Annotated in this window: 13 protein-coding genes; 6 read left to right on the top strand and 7 right to left on the bottom strand. The window is 46.2% G+C overall.

Annotated elements, in window-relative coordinates; translation table 11 throughout:
* The 6 genes from rpsA to gyrA form a co-directional block, all read right to left on the bottom strand.
* A complete protein-coding gene (rpsA, locus tag L8G48_RS02740) occupies positions 1–1,683 on the bottom strand; it encodes a 30S ribosomal protein S1 (protein WP_248263082.1) in 1,683 nt (560 codons plus the stop codon).
* Between the two features lie 114 nt (positions 1,684–1,797).
* Positions 1,798–2,490 (bottom strand): (d)CMP kinase, encoded by a 693-nt coding sequence (cmk, locus tag L8G48_RS02735; protein WP_248263329.1) that lies wholly within the window; start codon positions 2,488–2,490, stop codon positions 1,798–1,800.
* A 97-nt stretch (positions 2,491–2,587) separates the two neighbouring features.
* Positions 2,588–3,877, bottom strand: coding sequence for a 3-phosphoshikimate 1-carboxyvinyltransferase (gene aroA / locus L8G48_RS02730; RefSeq protein ID WP_248263081.1), 1,290 nt, complete (start codon positions 3,875–3,877; stop codon positions 2,588–2,590).
* Positions 3,870–4,973 carry a histidinol-phosphate transaminase gene (hisC, locus tag L8G48_RS02725; protein WP_248263080.1) on the bottom strand — a complete coding sequence of 368 codons (1,104 nt, stop codon included), beginning with the start codon at positions 4,971–4,973 and terminating at the stop codon, positions 3,870–3,872. Before hisC ends, aroA begins: the two co-directional genes overlap by 8 nt.
* Positions 4,974–5,004: 31 nt before the next feature.
* Entirely contained in the window at positions 5,005–6,090 is a 1,086-nt protein-coding gene (gene serC, locus L8G48_RS02720) for a 3-phosphoserine/phosphohydroxythreonine transaminase (RefSeq protein ID WP_248263079.1), read from the bottom strand.
* Entirely contained in the window at positions 6,087–8,720 is a 2,634-nt protein-coding gene (gene gyrA / locus L8G48_RS02715; protein ID WP_248263078.1) for a DNA gyrase subunit A, read from the bottom strand. Before gyrA ends, serC begins: the two co-directional genes overlap by 4 nt.
* Positions 8,721–8,869: 149 nt before the next feature.
* On the opposite strand from gyrA, the gene ubiG reads away from it, so the two are divergent.
* The 6 genes from ubiG to L8G48_RS02685 all read left to right on the top strand — a co-directional run bounded on the left by ubiG (position 8,870) and on the right by L8G48_RS02685 (position 14,669).
* Positions 8,870–9,598: a bifunctional 2-polyprenyl-6-hydroxyphenol methylase/3-demethylubiquinol 3-O-methyltransferase UbiG gene (gene ubiG / locus L8G48_RS02710; RefSeq protein WP_248263077.1), complete on the top strand. Its 729-nt coding sequence runs from the start codon at positions 8,870–8,872 to the stop codon at positions 9,596–9,598.
* 3 nt (positions 9,599–9,601) lie between these two features.
* Positions 9,602–10,285, top strand: coding sequence for a phosphoglycolate phosphatase (gene gph / locus L8G48_RS02705; protein ID WP_248263076.1), 684 nt, complete (start codon positions 9,602–9,604; stop codon positions 10,283–10,285).
* Positions 10,286–10,555: 270 nt separating this feature from the next.
* A complete protein-coding gene (nrdA, locus tag L8G48_RS02700) occupies positions 10,556–12,886 on the top strand; it encodes a class 1a ribonucleoside-diphosphate reductase subunit alpha (RefSeq protein WP_248263075.1) in 2,331 nt (776 codons plus the stop codon).
* Positions 12,887–12,904: 18 nt separating this feature from the next.
* A complete protein-coding gene (gene nrdB, locus L8G48_RS02695; protein ID WP_248263074.1) occupies positions 12,905–14,038 on the top strand; it encodes a class Ia ribonucleoside-diphosphate reductase subunit beta in 1,134 nt (377 codons plus the stop codon).
* A 3-nt stretch (positions 14,039–14,041) separates the two neighbouring features.
* On the top strand, positions 14,042–14,302 hold the full coding sequence (gene yfaE / locus L8G48_RS02690) for a class I ribonucleotide reductase maintenance protein YfaE (RefSeq protein WP_248263073.1): 261 nt from the start codon (positions 14,042–14,044) through the stop codon (positions 14,300–14,302).
* Positions 14,303–14,402: 100 nt separating this feature from the next.
* Positions 14,403–14,669: a GrxA family glutaredoxin gene (locus L8G48_RS02685; protein WP_248263072.1), complete on the top strand. Its 267-nt coding sequence runs from the start codon at positions 14,403–14,405 to the stop codon at positions 14,667–14,669.
* Between the two features lie 28 nt (positions 14,670–14,697).
* Here the strand turns inward: L8G48_RS02685 and hrpA are convergent, their stop codons facing one another.
* A complete protein-coding gene (gene hrpA, locus L8G48_RS02680; protein WP_248263071.1) occupies positions 14,698–18,627 on the bottom strand; it encodes an ATP-dependent RNA helicase HrpA in 3,930 nt (1,309 codons plus the stop codon).
* Between the last annotated feature and the right edge of the window lie 2 nt (positions 18,628–18,629).

The following is an 18,629-nucleotide window of genomic DNA, read 5'->3' as shown; positions in this document are numbered from 1 at the left end:
TTATTCGTCGTCAGTTTTAGCCGCTTTAAAGGCTTCAGCCATTGCGCTGTTCAGACTTGAATCGGTATCTTGCTGTTTATTAACGCTTTCAACCGCTTCTTTCTCTTGAACTTCATCTTTCGCACGAATAGACAAGCTAAGAGTACGGTTTTTACGATCAACGCCCATGAAGCGAGCTTCAATAGAATCACCAACGCTCAGTTCAGTGCTTGCATCTTCAACACGCTCACGTGAGATATCTGCGGCACGAACATAGCCTTCAACGCTTTCGGCTAACTCAACTTTGGCGCCTTTAGCGTCTACTTCAGTAACTGTACCTGTAACAATAGCACCTTTTTTATTGGCAGCCAGGTAGTTATTGAATGGGTCTTCTTCAAGCTGCTTGATACCCAGTGAGATACGCTCACGTTCAGCATCAACCTGCATAACTACAGCGGTAACTTCTTCACCTTTTTTGTAGTCACGAACAGCCTCTTCGCCAGTAGCGTTCCAGCTAATGTCCGACAAGTGGACCAAACCATCAATGCCGCCGTCAAGACCAATGAAGATACCAAAGTCAGTAATTGACTTGATCTTACCGGTAACTTGCTCACCTTTATTGTAATTCTTAGCAAACTCTTCCCATGGGTTTGGTTTACACTGTTTAAGGCCTAGAGAAATACGACGACGTTCTTCGTCGATTTCCAGAACCATAACTTCAACAGTGTCGTCCAGGTTAACCACTTTAGAAGGATGAACGTTTTTATTAGTCCAGTCCATTTCTGATACGTGTACCAGACCTTCAACACCCTCTTCGATTTCGACGAAGCAGCCGTAATCAGTCAAGTTCGTAACACGACCAGTTAAACGGTGACCTTCTGGGTAACGGTTTGCGATATCAGCCCATGGATCTTCGCCTAACTGTTTCAGGCCAAGAGAGACACGAGTGCGTTCACGGTCAAACTTCAATACTTTAACAGTGATTTCATCGCCAACGTTTACGATTTCACTTGGATGTTTAACACGCTTCCAAGCCATATCGGTAATGTGCAACAAGCCATCGACGCCGCCTAAATCAACGAATGCGCCGTAGTCAGTCAGGTTCTTAACGATACCCTGAACTTCCTGGCCTTCTTGCAAGTTCTCAAGCAGTTCTTCACGCTCGGCACTGTTCTCTTTCTCGATAACAGCACGACGAGAAACAACAACGTTGTTGCGCTTCTGATCAAGCTTGATAACTTTGAATTCTAAATCTTTGTTTTCCAGGTGCGTTGTTTCACGTACCGGACGTACATCAACCAGTGAACCAGGCAAGAATGCGCGTACGCCGCCTAAGTCTACTGTAAAGCCACCCTTAACCTTACCGGAGATAATACCGATAACAGTTGCATTGTCTTCGTGTGCTTTTTCAAGAACCAGCCAAGCTTCGTAACGTTTCGCTTTTTCGCGAGACAGAACGGTTTCACCAAAGCCATCTTCAACTGCATCAAGGGCTACGTCTACTACGTCGCCGACGCTGACTTCTAATTCACCTTCTGCATTACGGAACTGTTCTGCTGGAATCGCGCTTTCTGATTTAAGGCCTGCATCAACTAAGATCAGGTCTTTTGCGATAGCAACGATAGTACCTTTAACAATGGAGCCCGGGCGAGTTTCAACTTCCTTTAGGCTTTCTTCAAATAATTCTGCAAAATTTTCTGACATAGTAATTAACTTCGCTTATAAATAAGACGTCCACTGAACTTCCGTATGCAGCGGGGTTATTAATAAAGTCTGTTTGCTTCCTTACAACAGACGCCTAATTAAGGTCACATGACCTTAGCTAGTCTTTGAGAGTTTGCTATGTGCAAACGTCAATACTTGTTCCAATACGTCCTCTATAGACGTATCGGTAGAGTCCAGATACAACGCATCCTCGGCTGGCTTAAGTGGTGCCACCGAGCGATTCATATCGCGATCATCCCGCTCTTTAATTTCGTTCACTAATTCATCAATATTAGCATTAAAACCTTTTTCCTTCAATTGCTCAAAACGTCGTCTTGCACGTTCTTTAGCAGAGGCGGTCAAAAAGATTTTTGCATCGGCATCAATAAAAACAACGGTTCCCATATCCCGGCCATCTGCGACTAAACCGGGAAGCTCTTTCAAACCTCGCTGGCGGCGTAGCAAAGCCTCTCTGACTCTAGGCAAGGCGGCAACCTTTGAAGCCATATTGCCTACCTGTTCAGTTCGGATCGTCATGGTAACGTCTTCACCTTCAAGAATTATATGAGTCAGTGCGCGTTCTTCTCCCGCTTCAAACTTTACATCAAGATGTGCCGCTAAAGCTACCAGACTCTCTTCGTCTTCTGGTGTAAAATCATGATGCAAGGCTGCTAACGCCAGCACCCGATAAATAGCACCGCTGTCTAACAAGTGCCAACCTAGTTTTTCCGCCAATAACCGGCTTATCGTTCCTTTTCCTGCCCCACTCGGCCCGTCAATCGTAATGACTGGAATATGAGTTGCCATAAAATCCTCTAATTGCTCTGCGTTACGCAGCATTTAGCCGCATAATTATACGCATTTGTAAAAAAATTGCATTAATGAAAGTCAGCGAGTTTAAGAGTTAACTGTAACAGAGCCGTGAAAACTCGGAAAAGTAGTCAGGGTAGGTTTTTGCACAACAGTCCGGATCGTTAATTGTAATGCCGACGGGAGAGAAAGCCACCAGAGAAAAGCACATCGCCATACGGTGATCATCGTAGGTATCAATAACCGCACGTTGCCAATTTTGAACAGGCTCTACACGCAGGTAGTCCTGACCTTCCTCCACCCTGGCTCCCAATTTACTGAGTTCCTCTGCCATTGCGTGAAGACGATCCGTCTCTTTCACCCGCCAATTGGCTACATTACGAATTGTCGTTGGCTTATCTGCAAACAAAGCCAGTGGCGCCAGGGTCATTGCCGCATCGGGAATGTCGTTGAAGTCTTCGTCAATTCCGTGAATAAAGCCCGAGCCACTGACTATTATACTGTTCTCACAGTAGTTGACCGAAGCTCCCATTTGCTCGATGACTTCAGCGAATCGCTTATCGCCCTGAATTGAGTTTTTGCCAATACCAATAATTTCCAACGGACCATTGCCCAGTAAAGCCGCAGCCATCCAGTAGGAAGCTGCACTTGCATCACCTTCGACCCAGTAATCACCCGGAGATTGATAATGTTGCCCGCCTTTTATGGCATAACATTGAGAGGAACGTTTGTTTACAGCAATACCAAAGTCAGCCAGCATTTGCAGCGTCAGTTCAATATAAGGACGGGATACCACCTCGCCTTTTAAGGTCAGCTTTGAATCTCCCGCAAGTAAGGGAAGTGCCATTAACAACGCAGAGATAAACTGACTGGACACGCTACCGTCTATTTCAAAATTACCCGCCTTAAGCCCTGATGAAATTGCCACGGGGGGATAACCAGACTCACCCAAGTACTCAATCCGGGCGCTTTGTTGGCGCAAAGCATCCACTAAATGCTTTACCGGACGTTCCTGCATTCGTGTATCACCCGTTAATACAACTGCTGTCTCGGGGTTTTGCAAAGTCGCTGCTAATACGGCAAGCAAAGGGCGCATCGCGGTACCGGCATTGCCGAGATAAAGTTCTGACGATGAGTTTTGCCAATGACCGCCAACACCTGTCACTTGTGTCATTAATTCGTTGTCTTTAAAGCCAACACCCAACGCCGTTAAAGCTTCACGCATTCGGCCGGTATCATCACTTACCAATAAGTTACGTAACCTAACCGGCGTTTGACACAAAGCGGCCATGAGCAAAGCTCGGTTAGCGATGCTCTTTGAGCCCGGTAAAGTGACACTACCGCGACACGAACGCCGCGGCTTCAGTTCAATAGGGTTACCCACGCAGCTTTTTCATCGCGTTAATAAAGGCTTGGTTTTCTTCCGGTAAGCCAATACTGACACGCAAATGGTGAGGTAACTCATAACCCGCAACAGGACGAACAATAACGCCTTCGTGTAACAGCTGATCATAAAGCTTTTCGGCATCAGGGCCGACTTCTATGGTTAAGAAGTTGCCGTAAGATGGAATGTAATTAAGGCCTAGTTCTTCACAAAACTTGATCAACTCCTCCATACCCTGAGCGTTTATCTCAACCGCTTTTTGCAAATACGCGTGATCATCCAGTACCACTTCAGCGGCTTTCAGTGACAACGAATTCATATTGAACGGTTGACGAATTCGGTTCAGCACATCCGCAACAGTTTCATTGCTGACAGCATAACCTGCACGCAAGCCTGCCAAACCATAGGCTTTAGAAAAGGTTCGGCTGACAACCAGGTTAGGATATTGCTTTATCCACTCTAACGATGGAGCGCGCTCTTGTTCTGGCACATACTCGTAATAAGCTTCATCCAGAACCACAATGATATTCTGCGGTATTTTATCCAGAAAGCCCTTAAGAGCGGATGTCGATAAAAAGGTACCCGTTGGGTTATTCGGGTTGGCAATAAAAACCATCTTGGTTTTATCAGTTACCGCATTTGCCATTCCATCAAGATCATGCCCGTAATCTACCGCAGGAACCGCTACAGGTTTGGCGCCAATAGCTTGAGTAACCAGCGGATACACCACAAAAGCATGTTGTGAAAAAATAACTTCATCTTTATCTGACACAAAAGTACGAGCTAAAATTTCCAGCACATCGTTAGAGCCATTGCCAAGCGTAATTTGCTGAGTCGTTACTTCATTTAATTCTGCCAGGCGGCTTTTAAGGTAATAGCCGTTAGCATCGGGGTAACGCACTAAGTCCGTTAACTCAGCTTCCAGAGCCGTCTTTACCTTCTCACTCAAACCCAGAGGGTTTTCGTTTGAAGCCAGTTTAACCACATGTTGTAAGCCTAGCTCACGTTGTAATTCAGAGGTCGGCTTTCCCGCCTGATACGGACGTAATTGCTTAACTCCGGAATTAACCAGTTCTGATGCATTAAATTGTCCCATAGCGATTCACTACCTTTTCTATTCTATTTATTTAGCCAAGCTTACGCTCAAAATCTACCATATAACTTAACAATGCTTCTATGCCTTCTGGAGGCATCGCGTTATAAATACTGGCTCTCATTCCACCAACAAATCGGTGGCCTTTTAGTCCCGGCAGCCCTTCTTTTTCAGCGCCTTTTAAGAAAGCCTCATCGAGTTTATCATCAGCTAACTGAAAAGGAATGTTCATAATTGAACGATAATCAGGGTTTATATTATTGCTGTAGAAGTCCGACTTATCGACAAAATCGTATAAAAGCCGGGCTTTATGGTGATTGCGCTCACCCATTGCGGTTAATCCGCCCTGTGCCTTTAGCCATTTGAAGACTAAGCCCGCTAAATACCAGGCAAAGGTATTAGGGGTGTTATACATCGAACCGTCTTTAGCCTGAAGCTGATAGTCCATAATTGAGGACACTTGCTTCTGGGGATTACCTAAGAGTTTTTTATTGACAATAGCAATAGCAAAGCCCGAAGGACCAATATTCTTTTGAGCGCCTGCGTATATAACGCCAAACTTTGAGACATCCAGCGGCTCAGAGAGAATATTTGATGACATATCGGCAACGATTGGGGCATTAACCAGGGGAATATCATGCAGCGCAATGCCATCAACCGTCTCATTCGGACAATAGTGAAAATAAGCGGCATTATCAGACAACTGCCAGTCTGCCGGAGACTGGACTTCTTTGCCTCGAGCGCCCTCTTTCACTTGCCCTGCAACATTAACCTTAGAAACAAACTTCCCGGCTTCACGAATAGCAAAGCCCGACCATATTCCCGTATCCAGGTAGTCAACGGTTGCATCCGCCGAAGCGATATTCTGCGGAACCGCCGAAAACTGCCCTCGTCCACCACCTTGCAAAAAGAGAACATCGTAGTCGTCGGGTACCTCAAGAAGGTCCCGTAAATCCTGTTCGGCTTCACGCGCCATGCGAACGTAAGCCGGGTCACGGTGTGAAATTTCCATCACCGAGACGCCCCGCCCATTCCAATTCAATAATTCTTCCTGAGCTTGCTTTAAGACATCGACCGGCAACATTGCCGGTCCGGCAGAAAAGTTAAACAACTGACTCATGACTCGTCGGAACCCTCTTGATTTTCGGCATTACCTTCAGAGTTAACTTCACCCTCAATAACCTCACCATCAATCAGGGCGTCGTCCTCATCAATTTCATCAATACGTTGCAGACCAACCACTTTTTCATCATCTGCAGTACGAATTAAGCGCACGCCCTGGGTATTACGGCCAACGGTTGAAACCTCGTGAACACGGGTTCTGACCAGCGTGCCTTTGTTACTGATTAGCATGATTTCATTGCCGTCGATAACTTCCATTGCGCCGACGACCGCTCCGTTACGTTCGCTCACCTTGATGGAAACAACGCCTTTAGTAGCACGGCTCTTAGCCGGATACTCACTTAATGGGGTTCGTTTCCCGTAACCGTTTTCAGTCACCGTTAATACATTAGCTTCTTCATCTTCGTATTCACGCGGAACAATCAAGGAAACCACTCGTTGACCTTCTTCTAAGCGGATACCGCGAACACCGGTTGCTGTGCGACCCATAGAGCGCACTTGCTCTTCGGTAAAGCGCACAACCTTGCCCGCATCCGAAAACAGCATAATTTCACCGTTACCATCAGTGATATCAACACCAATCAGTTCATCGTCATCAACCAGGTTCAGCGCGATGATGCCGCCGTTACGAGGACGTGAGTACTCCGGCAGTGGGGTTTTCTTAATGGTTCCCTGGCGCGTTGCCATAACCACGAACTTATCGTCCGGATAATCCCGCGTTGGCAGAATAGCGGTAATACGCTCATCGGCCTCAAGCGGCAATAAGTTCACAATCGGCTTACCACGTGACGCACGGCTGGCTAATGGCAACTGGTAAACTTTCATCCAGTAAATACGACCACGGGTTGAGAAGCAAAGAATAGTGTCATGCGTATTTGCTACCCAAAGTCTCTCAATAAAGTCTTCGTCTTTCATCTTAGTGGCGGCTTTACCTTTACCACCGCGGCGCTGCGCTTCGTATTCTGTCAGCGGCTGATACTTCACATACCCTTCATGAGAAAGCGTCAGAACCACATCTTCTTCGTTAATTAAATCTTCCATGCTGATGTCATGTGCAGCAGCCGTAATATCGGTTTTACGCTCATCACCAAAATTATTACGAATTTCAACCAGCTCTTCACGAATGACTTCCATCAGGCGCTCTGAACTGTTCAAAATATGCAGCAGTTCAGCAATTTGCTCTAACAGAACTTTATATTCATCAAGAATTTTCTCGTGTTCTAAACCTGTCAGTTTATGCAGACGTAAGTCCAGAATGGCCTGAGCCTGCTCTGCAGTCAGATGATAATTATCACCCCGAATGCCGTATTCTTCCGGTAAGTGATCAGGACGAGCAGCATCGACACCGGCAGTTTCCAGCATAGCGGCAACGTCACCCAGCTGCCATGCGCGAGCAATCAGTCCAGATTTAGCTTCAGCCGGTGTAGGCGAACGGCGGATCAGTTCAATAATTTCATCAATATTAGCCAGCGATATCGCCAGCCCCTCTAAAATATGAGCGCGTTCCCGTGCTTTACGCAACTCATAAACGGAACGGCGAGTAACAACTTCACGACGGTGACGAACAAAACAATTCAACATGTCACGAAGATTAAACAGGCGTGGCTGATTTTTATCCAGTGCAACCATATTGATGCCGAAAACAACCTGCAGTTGCGTATTGGCATATAAATGGTTAAGAACAACTTCACCGACATCACCGCGACGAATCTCGATAACGATGCGCATACCATCTTTATCAGACTCGTCACGCAAGGCGCTTATGCCTTCAAGCCGTTTCTCTTTCACCAGCTCAGCAATTTTTTCAATTAAGCGAGCTTTATTCACTTGATACGGAATTTCCGTAACAATGATGGTTTCTTTACCAGTTTTCTCGTCAACTTCGACTTCCGCCTGTGCTCGCAGGTGAATACGTCCACGACCCGTTTTGTAAGCTTCAACAATACCGCTGCGACCAGAAATGGTTGCCGCTGTCGGGAAGTCAGGCCCGGGGATATATTCCATTAACCCTTCAACATCAATATCCGGGTTATCAATCATAGCCAGCGAGCCGTCAATAACTTCTCTCAGGTTATGCGGCGGAATGTTCGTTGCCATACCGACGGCAATACCAGAAGAGCCATTCACTAAAAGGTTAGGTACCCGGGTCGGCAATACATCCGGGATGCGCTCGGTACCATCATAGTTGTCAACAAAATCGACCGTTTCCTTATCAAGGTCCGCCAGCAACTGATGAGCAATTTTTGCCATACGAATTTCGGTATAACGCATTGCGGCAGCTGAGTCGCCGTCAACTGAACCAAAGTTCCCCTGACCATCGACCAACATGTAACGCAATGAAAAGTCCTGCGCCATACGAACAATCGTGTCATAAACAGCACTGTCACCATGGGGGTGATATTTACCAATGACATCACCAACGACACGAGCTGACTTTTTATAAGGTTTATTAAAGTCGTTGCGCAATTCATTCATTGCGAACAAGACACGTCTGTGTACTGGCTTTAAACCGTCACGGACATCAGGTAAGGCACGCCCTACAATGACGCTCATGGCATAATCGAGGTACGAACTCTTTAGCTCGTCTTCAATATTTACCGGTGACACTTCTCTGGCTAGATCGCTCATAGTTTATTCCCTAAATATAGATCCGCATATTCATTGTTATTTTGATCCAGTCATTGTACCCATCCAAAACCAGTCTCGCACCCTCTTTTTCTTATTCTTTGCCTGAGGTAGACTAGTTGTGTTATCCATCTCTTAAAGACGCATAATCTATGACCACCCGTCGCTCTGAAAGTGAACAAAAAAACGTCGATCAGGAAGAGATCGCAAAATTTTCAGCTCTCGCCTCGCGCTGGTGGGATCCTGATGGTGAGTTTAAACCGTTACATAAAATCAACCCGGTCCGGCTTGGCTTTATTGAAAACCACGCCGCCGGGTTATTTGGTAAAAAGATACTGGATGTCGGTTGTGGTGGCGGACTGCTCAGCGAGGCAATGGCCGAGCGTGGCGCTGAGGTTACCGGTATTGATTTAGCGGAGCCTTCCTTAAAAGTCGCCCGTTTGCACGCATTAGAAAGTGGGCGCAACATTGCTTATCAATGCATTGCTATTGAAACACTAGCGCAACAGCAGCCAGCGAGCTTTGATGTTGTCACCTGTCTGGAAATGCTTGAGCATGTGCCTGATCCTGTCGCTATTGTCCAAGCCTGTGCCAAAGTGGTAAAACCGGGTGGATTGATCTTTTTCTCTACACTGAACCGCAATGTTAAGTCCTGGTTGCTGGGAATCGTTGCGGCAGAACATGTTTTAGGCTGGGTACCCAAAGGAACTCATCAGCACCGACGTTTTATTCGACCTTCAGAGCTTTTACAGATGTGTGACCAGGCCGGATTAGAAGATATTGCAATTAATGGTCTTATTTTTCATCCGCTCAACGGTTTTATACTTTCGGAGAAAGATGTCGATGTGAATTATATTGTTGCTTTAAGAAAACCGGAGTAGTCAATGACAACAACCGATAGAGACTCTCTGGTAAAAGCGGTCCTATTTGACTTAGATGGCACCTTACTGGATACCGCTCCCGATTTAGGTGCCGCATTAAATATCGTCTGCGAACAGTATGAACGCCCGGCCATCGACGCCGAGGTTTTTACGCCTATAGCTTCCCATGGCTCAAGGGGGTTACTAAAACTAGCCTTTGGTGACAACGACACGCACAGGGAAACTGAACTCAGGCATGCATTTCTTAGCGCTTATAAAAATAATATCGCCACTCATACACAACCCTACCCGGGAGTTTTGGAACTGCTGGCGGTGTTACAGCGTAAATCTTTTAAAATTGCTATAGTCACTAATAAACCTGAACGTCTGACACATTTGTTATTGCCACATTTCCCTGAATTTGAAGCCATTAAAGTTGTGGTTAGCGGCGATACTCTCAGTGTTGCCAAGCCCTCTCCTGAGCCTCTTTTCCACGCCGCCGAGCAACTGGGTGTAGAGCCCGCTGACTGTATTTATGTTGGGGATGCTGAGCGTGATATTGAAGCTGGTAGAAATGCAGGGATGGTTACCGTACTTGCTGCATACGGTTATATAAGTAACGAAGACCAACCACTGCGTTGGCAAGCCGATTACCATATTGCATCACCGTTAGCGCTGCTGGAGTTGCCGGCTATCGCTAATTCTTGATCTATAAATGTCTTTTGAAAGACAAAAAAATTATATAGCGAGTGTTTGCCTCAAACTCGCGCCAGTTAAAGGCTGACAAAAAATCAAGATTTCTAAATCAAAATTATTCCTATTTTGCCGTTAAATTAGCTTGATCACAGTGACAGTTAGACCTAGCATACGGTTATCACTACAGGCACTAGATATTGTGTAAATATCGCTCTACACAAGTAATAAGCACAATATATAGTACCTACGAACCTATAACAAAAAGCTAAGAGTCGGGTCAAAATGAACGAGCAACTTTATGTCACCAAACGCAGCGGCGAACGCGAACCGCTAAACCTCGATAAAATTCACCGGGTTATTATGTGGGCTGCCGAAGGACTGAATAATGTCTCGGCTTCTCAGGTAGAAATTAAATCTCACATTCAGTTTTATGATGGCATCAAGACAGAAGACATCCATGAGACCATTATTAAAGCAGCGGCCGACCTTATTTCAGAAGAGGCACCCGACTATCAATACATGGCTGCACGTCTGGCGGTATTCCATCTGCGCAAACGCGCTTACGGTAAATTTGAACCGCCACGCCTCTACGACCATGTGAAAAAAATGGTCGCAGAGCATCGCTACGATGAGCACCTGCTGGACGACTACAGTGACGAAGAATTCGACCAAATGGACGAACTGGTCGACCACTGGCGTGACATGAATTTCTCTTATGCCGCGGTTAAACAACTGGAAAACAAGTACTTAGTTCAAAACCGGGTCACCGGTGACATTTACGAGAGTGCACAGTTCTTATACATTTTAGTGGCCGCCTGTTTGTTTTCGGATTACCCGAAAAGCACTCGCATGGACTACATTAAGCGTTTCTACGATGCGACTTCGGAATTTAAAATTTCTCTGCCAACCCCGATTATGTCAGGTGTGCGTACGCCGACCCGTCAATTTAGTTCCTGTGTCTTAATTGAAGCCGGCGACAGCCTGGACTCTATTAATGCCACCGCCAGCGCTATTGTAAAATATGTGTCGCAGCGCGCTGGCATTGGCATTAACGCTGGGCGTATTCGTGCATTAGGCAGCCCTATCCGTAACGGCGAAGCCTTTCATACCGGTTGTATTCCATTTTATAAATACTTCCAGACAGCGGTTAAAAGCTGCTCTCAAGGCGGTGTTCGTGGTGGCGCGGCAACCTTGTTCTACCCGCTTTGGCATCTGGAAGTGGAAAGCTTACTGGTATTGAAGAACAACCGTGGTGTTGAAGAAAACCGGGTTCGTCATTTGGATTATGGTGTACAGTTCAACCGCACTATGTACCAGCGCCTGATTAAAGATGATTACATTACGTTATTCAGTCCATCCGACGTACCCGGGCTGTATGACGCTTACTTTGAAGACCAGGACGAATTTGAACGCTTGTACCTTCAATATGAGCAGGACGAAAGCATTCGTAAAAAACGGATTAAAGCCATAGAGCTGTTCGGTCTGTTTATGCAGGAGCGAGCCAGCACAGGGCGTATTTATGTGCAGAACGTTGACCACTGCAATACACACAGCCCGTTTGACTCGAAAGTTGCGCCAATTCGCCAAAGCAACCTGTGCCTTGAAATTGCATTACCGACTAAGCCACTCAGCCACGTAAATGACGAAGAAGGTGAAATTGCACTTTGCACGCTGTCGGCGTTTAATTTAGGTAAAATTGAGAATCTGAGTGAGTTTGAAAACCTGGCAGACCTGGCTGTTCGCGCTCTGGACAGCCTGCTGGACTATCAGGAATACCCGGTTCCGGCAGCATACAATGCCACCATGAACCGCCGTACTTTGGGTATTGGTGTTATTAACTTTGCTTACTACTTAGCCAAACATGGTGTTAAGTATTCAGATGGTTCTGCTAATGGTCTGGTGCACCAGACTTTCGAAGCCATACAGTATTACCTGATGCAGGCCTCAATGAACCTGGCCAAAGAGAAAGGGGCTTGTCCTAAATTTAACGAGACCACTTACTCTCAGGGCATTATGCCAACCGATACCTACAAAAAAGATTTGGATAAGGTCTGTGACGAACCACTGCATCTGGATTGGGACAAGCTCCGTGCGGACATCAAACAGCACGGTATGCGTAACTCAACCTTATCGGCGTTAATGCCGTCAGAAACGTCGTCTCAAATATCTAACGCGACCAATGGTATTGAGCCGCCTCGTGGTTTCGTCAGCATTAAGTCCTCAAAAGACGGCGTCACCAAACAAGTTATTCCCGATTACGAGAACTTAAAAGACAAATATGAGCTGTTGTGGCAAATTCCGAGCAATAAAGGGTATCTGGAACTGGTTGGTATTATGCAAAAGTTTGTTGACCAGACAATTTCTGCTAATACCAATTACGATCCCAACAAATTCGACGCCGGTAAAGTACCAATGAAGCAGCTTCTGCAGGACTTATTGACAGCCTATAAGCTTGGGGTAAAAACACTTTACTACCATAACACCCGTGACGGTGCTGCGGATAACCAATCCGACATTGTTGCACGCCAACGTGCCGATAAACCTGAAGCTCAACCGACAGAAGTGATCATTGAAGACGATGACGATTGTGCCGGCGGTGCCTGTAAAATTTAATAAGAAGGATTTTACCCAATGTCCTACTCGACGTTTAATCAAGAGCAAAACAATCCGTTAACAGAGCCCATGTTTTTGGGCAACTCCGTTAACGTTGCTCGCTACGACCAGCAAAAACACAGTATTTTTGAGAAACTGATTGAGAAACAAATCAGCTTCTTCTGGCGGCCTGAAGAAATTGATGTCAGTCGGGACCGCATCGACTTTGATAAACTGACCGCCAGTGAAAAACACGTATTTATTTCTAACCTGAAGTATCAAACGCTGTTAGATTCAATTCAGGGGCGTTCGCCGAATATCGCGCTATTGCCGATTGTTTCACTGCCTGAATTAGAAACCTGGATAGAGACCTGGTCGTTCTTTGAAACCATTCATTCACGTTCGTACACACACATACTGCGGAACCTGTTTAGTGACCCGAGTGAAGTGTTTGAAGACATCGTTATTAACGAGCAAATTAAAATTCGTGCAAATGATATTTCTCAATATTACGACGATCTGATTTTTTACACTCAGCTGTTGCAAACCCATGGTGAGGGCGATGTGGTCATTGACGGGGAAACCCATACGATTACCAAGCGGGAAATTAAGAAAAAGCTGTTTTTATGCATTAATTCAGTTAATGCGCTGGAAGCCATTCGTTTTTATGTGAGTTTTGCCTGTACCTTCGCTTTTGCAGAACGGGAATTAATGGAAGGTAACGCAAAAATCATCAAACTGATTGCCCGTGATGAGAACGTCCACTTAACCTCCACTCAGCACATTCTAAACTTATGGCAGTACGGCGAAGACGACCCGGAAATGAAAGAAATTGCCGAGGAGTTGCGTGATGAAGCCTATGAAATATTCATGACCGCAGTGAAGCAGGAAAAGCAGTGGGCACATTACCTGTTTAAAGACGGTTCCATGATTGGTCTTAACGAAAGCATGCTTTGTCAGTACGTGGAATACATTGCTAACTTGCGCATGCAGGCTATTGGCTTTGACGCGCCCTTCGAAAACCAGCGCTCTAACCCACTACCGTGGATGAACAAATACCTGGTATCTGACAACGTTCAGGTCGCGCCTCAAGAATCAGAGATCACCTCTTATCTTGTAGGTCAGATAGACAGCGAAGTCAATGCTTCCGACCTTGGGGACTTTGATCTCTAAGCTATGACCAATACCTTTAAAGTCAAAGTCAACGGCGGGCCTGAGCTTGCTGTTGATGCGACTGAAGGCACCTTACTCGAAGCCTTAGAAAAACATCAGTTAGAAATGAACTATCATTGCCGTAGTGGCTTTTGTGGTGCCTGTCGCAGCACCTTAAAATCAGGCAAGGTGCGTTATACCACAGAGCCTCTCGCCTATGTCAGAAAAGGCGACATTCTGCCCTGCTGCTGTGTCCCCGAGTCAGATTTGGATCTTGACCATTAGTATCATTCATTAAATCAATTGAGCTCATCGTACAGATTAATTGTTAACCACCGGCAAAATCTGGATAATAGAGACATAAACTTTTAAGAAGAGGTATTTCATGTTTACAGTAATTTTCGGGCGCCCTGGTTGCCCATTTTGTGTTCGCGCAGTTGAAGTGGCCGATAAATTAAAAGCCGATAAAGAGGATTTTGATTATCGTTATGTTGATATTCAAGCCGAAGGTATTAGCAAAGCGGACTTAGAGAAAACAGTCGGTAAACCCGTACAAACCGTTCCTCAGATTTTTGTCGACGAACAACACGTTGGCGGATTCACTGAATTTGAAGCTTATGCAAAAGAAAATTTAGGGCTTTATACCGCGTAATTTATGGTTTAAATGACTTAAGGGGCGGCTATTTAGCTGCCCCTATTGCTTGTTTCACCCGTTTGTCAGACACCGGATATTTTGTCCCCAGGGTTTGAGCAAAAAACGACACCCGCAACTCTTCAATCATCCAGCGAATTTCAGCAGCCTCGTCAGGTATTACAGAACCTTTATTTTCATAAGCTTTAATCACAGCTTTATACTGTTCTTCAAGGTTCGCCAAGGTCAAAGTCATTAAACGGTCTTTATTCGGGTCGACCGGCAGTTTTTCCAAACGGCGTTGAATAGCTTTTAAATAACGCACTATGTCACCCAGCCTTTGGCCACCAAAGGCGGATACAAACCCGGCAAAGACTAAATTATCCAGTTGATCCTGAATATCGCCCCGCGACTGAATTTGCTCCAACGGAATTTTGCCTTTTAAAGATTTTCTAATTTGCTGCGAGAGCAACAGACATTGCTCAACCTCCAGCGCAATCTGCTCGACACGTTCATTCAAATGAGCCCGCACAATGTCTTTCAGCTGTTCAAAGCCCTGTTGTTTCCTCAGCTCATTGCCCTGCTCTATTTGTTCCTGAATCAGAGCGTCTACTGCCGCCGCTATGCAATCTTCGATTAAGGCATCGACTTTGCCCCAGGGGTTAAAATAAAGAGCCAACTTAGCTTTGTTCGACAGTGACTTCTGCAAATGATTAATTGGCGATGGTATTTGCTGCAGCAGCAACTCTCGCACACCGGTTTTATGATGTTTTTTCGCCTGCTCCGGGTTATCAAATAACTGCAGCGCAACCCCACCGTTACCTTTGTCTATTAAACCGGGATAAGCCTTAAGCTCAAAACCTTGCTGACGCTCGGTGAGCACTTCAGGCAAATCATCGAAATCCCAGTTATCAACGTGTTCGCGACTAATGTCATCGCCTGCTGTTTTCTCAAGGCGCTGCTGCACTTTACCGGATAGCTGTTGCTGCAGACTTCGTAAATCACGTCCTTGACTCACCAGCTTTTTTCCATCAAAAATTTTAAAGTTCATTCTTAAATGAACCGGCAACGAAGTCTCGTCCCAGCTATCTTCAGGAACGGTGACACCTGTCATACGTCGCAGCTTGTGTGCCATGGCATCGGGCAAACGCCCTTCCAACGGTTCAATGTCAGCAATAATAGCGCCAGCGAAATTAGGCGCCGGCACAAAGTTGCGGCGTAACGCTTTTGGTAAAGACTTAATTAAATGCGCAATACGCTCCTCTCGCAACGCAGGAATATGCCAGTCAAAGCCCTCCGGCTTCACCTGGTTCAGAATACCCAGCTGAATATTCACACTGACACCATCGTCTTCTGCGTTAGGCTCAAAGTGGTAGCTTAATGGCAGTCGTAAATTTCCCTGTCGCCAAAACTCAGGGTATTCATTCTCTGTAATATGCTCGGTTTCACCGGCAATTAAATCTTCACGTTCAAAGAATAGTAGCTTGGGTTCTTTCTTTGCCGCTTTATGCCACCAGCCCGCTAATAACTTTTCATTATATATTCCATCGGGTATGACTCGTTCGTACGCTTCAAACAGTACCTCTTCATCAACAAGAATATCCCGACGTCGTGACTTAGCTTCCAACGCCTGAATATCTTTAATTAATTTCAAGTTGTGTTGAATAAAAGGTAACTTGCGCGTTAACTGGGAGTTAACCAGACCTTCGCGAATGAAAATTTCCCGTGCTTTTACCGGTACGACAGGCCCATACTGCACGCGTCGTCTTGGAACCAGAATAAGACCTAGCAGAGTCACTTGCTCATCGGCAATAACACTGCCTTGCTTCTTTTCAAAATGCGGCTCAAGATATTGCTTTTTAACTAAGTGCGGAGCCGCTTCTTCTATCCACAGAGGATCAATATCCGCATTAATGCGTGCGTATAATTTTGAGGTTTCAGCCAGTTCAGCAGTCACAACCCACTTGGGCGGTTTACCAAACAATCCTGACCCCGGAAAAATATGAAACCGCGTCTGGCGCGTGCCCTGGTATTCATGTCGGTCTTCTTTAAAACCAACCTGGGACAATAACCCCGTAATTAGAGCCCGGTGCACTTGTTCAAAGGTGGCAGCTTCTTCGTTAATGGATAACCCCATTTCCCGAACGGTTTGCCGACTTTGAGTGTATATATCCTGCCATTCACGCAAGCGCATAAAGTGAATAAACTCACGCCCCATTTGCTTACGGAACTGGTTCCCGGACAACGCTTTTTGTTGCTCTTTTACGTAATTCCACAGGTTCAGAAAGCCCATAAAGTCGGAGCTTTTATCACGAAAACGTTGATGCCATTCGTCCGCTTTTTGCTGGGCATCGTGTGGCCGCTCGCGTGGATCCTGAATACTTAGGGCGGCGGTAATTATCAGCATTTCGCGAACACAGCCATATTGCTGTCCGGCTATGACCATTCTGGCTAACCTCGGGTCCAGAGGCAGTCGCGACAATTGCCGTCCGGTATCGGTTAATTGCGGTTGTTGATTTTTACGTCCCGGCCTAATTGCATGCAGCTCTTCCAGTAAGTTCAGGCCGTCCTTAACAAAGCGCTCATCGGGCTTTTGCACAAAAGGGAATTGCCGAATATCGCCAAGTCGCAATGCCGACATTTGCAGTATAACTGCCGCTAAATTAGTACGAAGTATTTCAGGGTCGGTATATTCCGGACGCTGTAGAAAGTCCTCTTCGCTGTATAAACGAATACAAATGCCCGGGCCTATACGACCGCAACGACCTTTTCTCTGGTTTGCACTGGCTTGTGAAATAGGCTCAATGGGCAGCCGCTGCACTTTGGTTCGGTAACTGTAACGACTCATCCGAACGGTTCCCGGATCAACCACAAAACGTATGCCCGGAACGGTTAACGAGGTTTCAGCAACATTGGTGGCAATAACAACCCGGCGCTGGCTGTGCGTCTGGAACACTCGATTTTGTTCATGCGATGATAAACGCGCATACAGTGGCAGAATCTCAGTATTACGCAGTTGCAGATCGCCAATAGCTTCCGCGTAATCGCGAATTTCCCGCTCGCCGCTCGCGAATATCAGAATATCGCCTTCACTTTCACGCTGCAGCTCTTCAACGGCATCGCAAACCCCCTGTAAAATATCAGCGTCGGTTGCTTTACTCTCTTGTTTTGGCGGCTGGTAACGGACTTCCACCGGATACGTGCGGCCGGTTACCGTCAGTACCGGCGCATCGTGAAAATGCTTTGAAAAACGCTCAGTTTCAATGGTTGCGGAAGTAATAACCACTTTAAGGTCGCGACGTTTAGGCAATAGCGTGTGCAGCACGCCCAGCAAAAAGTCGATATTCAGGCTGCGCTCGTGGGCTTCATCAATAATAATGGCGTCGTACTGCAGTAATAACGGGTCTTGCTGCAGCTCCGACAGCAACATACCATCGGTCATCAGTTTTATTGCTGTGGTGGGGGCAGTTTCATCCTGAAAGCGGATTTTATAACCCACCTGCTTTTTGGCGTGGTCTTTTAGTTCTTCGGCAATGCGTACCGCAACACTACGTGCCGCTAAACGTCTGGGCTGAGTATGACCTATAGAGCCTTTGCGGCCGTAGCCCAGTTCCAGCAACATTTTAGGTAGCTGAGTGGTTTTACCCGAACCCGTTTCGCCGGCAATAACCACCACCTGATTTTGCTCAATGGCTTTTTTAATATCACCGCGCTGCTGGGCAACCGGCAACTCTTCCGGGTAGCTAATATCAAAGCTTTGTTGCTGGCGTTCTAAATACGCCAGTTGAGCTGTTTCAATGTCGGCAACGATTCGCTCCAGCACTTGTTGCTGTCGTTGTTCGTTTTTAATTTTGCTCAGACCACGCAAACGACCGCGCAAAAGCGCAGTCTGTTGGGTAGTACATTGCTCTAATTTTGACTCAAACTTATCAACTAAAGGACTACTTTGTGATTTATCCTGCGATTTTTGACGACTCATAG

It is taken from the genome of Idiomarina aminovorans, from assembly GCF_023155095.1.
GTDB lineage: Bacteria > Pseudomonadota > Gammaproteobacteria > Enterobacterales > Alteromonadaceae > Idiomarina > Idiomarina aminovorans.
This window is presented reverse-complemented; position numbering and strand designations above follow the sequence as displayed.

Excerpts from the sequence above, each read along its gene's own strand:
- rpsA (WP_248263082.1), bottom strand. The coding sequence starts at position 1,683 with ATGTCAGAAAATTTTGCAGAATTATTTGAAGAAAGCCTAAAGGAAGTT.
- cmk (WP_248263329.1), bottom strand. The coding sequence starts at position 2,490 with ATGGCAACTCATATTCCAGTCATTACGATTGACGGGCCGAGTGGGGCA.
- hisC (WP_248263080.1), bottom strand. The coding sequence starts at position 4,973 with ATGGGACAATTTAATGCATCAGAACTGGTTAATTCCGGAGTTAAGCAA.
- serC (WP_248263079.1), bottom strand. The coding sequence starts at position 6,090 with ATGAGTCAGTTGTTTAACTTTTCTGCCGGACCGGCAATGTTGCCGGTC.
- gyrA (WP_248263078.1), bottom strand. The coding sequence starts at position 8,720 with ATGAGCGATCTAGCCAGAGAAGTGTCACCGGTAAATATTGAAGACGAG.
- ubiG (WP_248263077.1), top strand. The coding sequence starts at position 8,870 with ATGACCACCCGTCGCTCTGAAAGTGAACAAAAAAACGTCGATCAGGAA.
- gph (WP_248263076.1), top strand. The coding sequence starts at position 9,602 with ATGACAACAACCGATAGAGACTCTCTGGTAAAAGCGGTCCTATTTGAC.
- nrdA (WP_248263075.1), top strand. The coding sequence starts at position 10,556 with ATGAACGAGCAACTTTATGTCACCAAACGCAGCGGCGAACGCGAACCG.
- nrdB (WP_248263074.1), top strand. The coding sequence starts at position 12,905 with ATGTCCTACTCGACGTTTAATCAAGAGCAAAACAATCCGTTAACAGAG.
- yfaE (WP_248263073.1), top strand. The coding sequence starts at position 14,042 with ATGACCAATACCTTTAAAGTCAAAGTCAACGGCGGGCCTGAGCTTGCT.
- L8G48_RS02685 (WP_248263072.1), top strand. The coding sequence starts at position 14,403 with ATGTTTACAGTAATTTTCGGGCGCCCTGGTTGCCCATTTTGTGTTCGC.
- hrpA (WP_248263071.1), bottom strand. The coding sequence starts at position 18,627 with ATGAGTCGTCAAAAATCGCAGGATAAATCACAAAGTAGTCCTTTAGTT.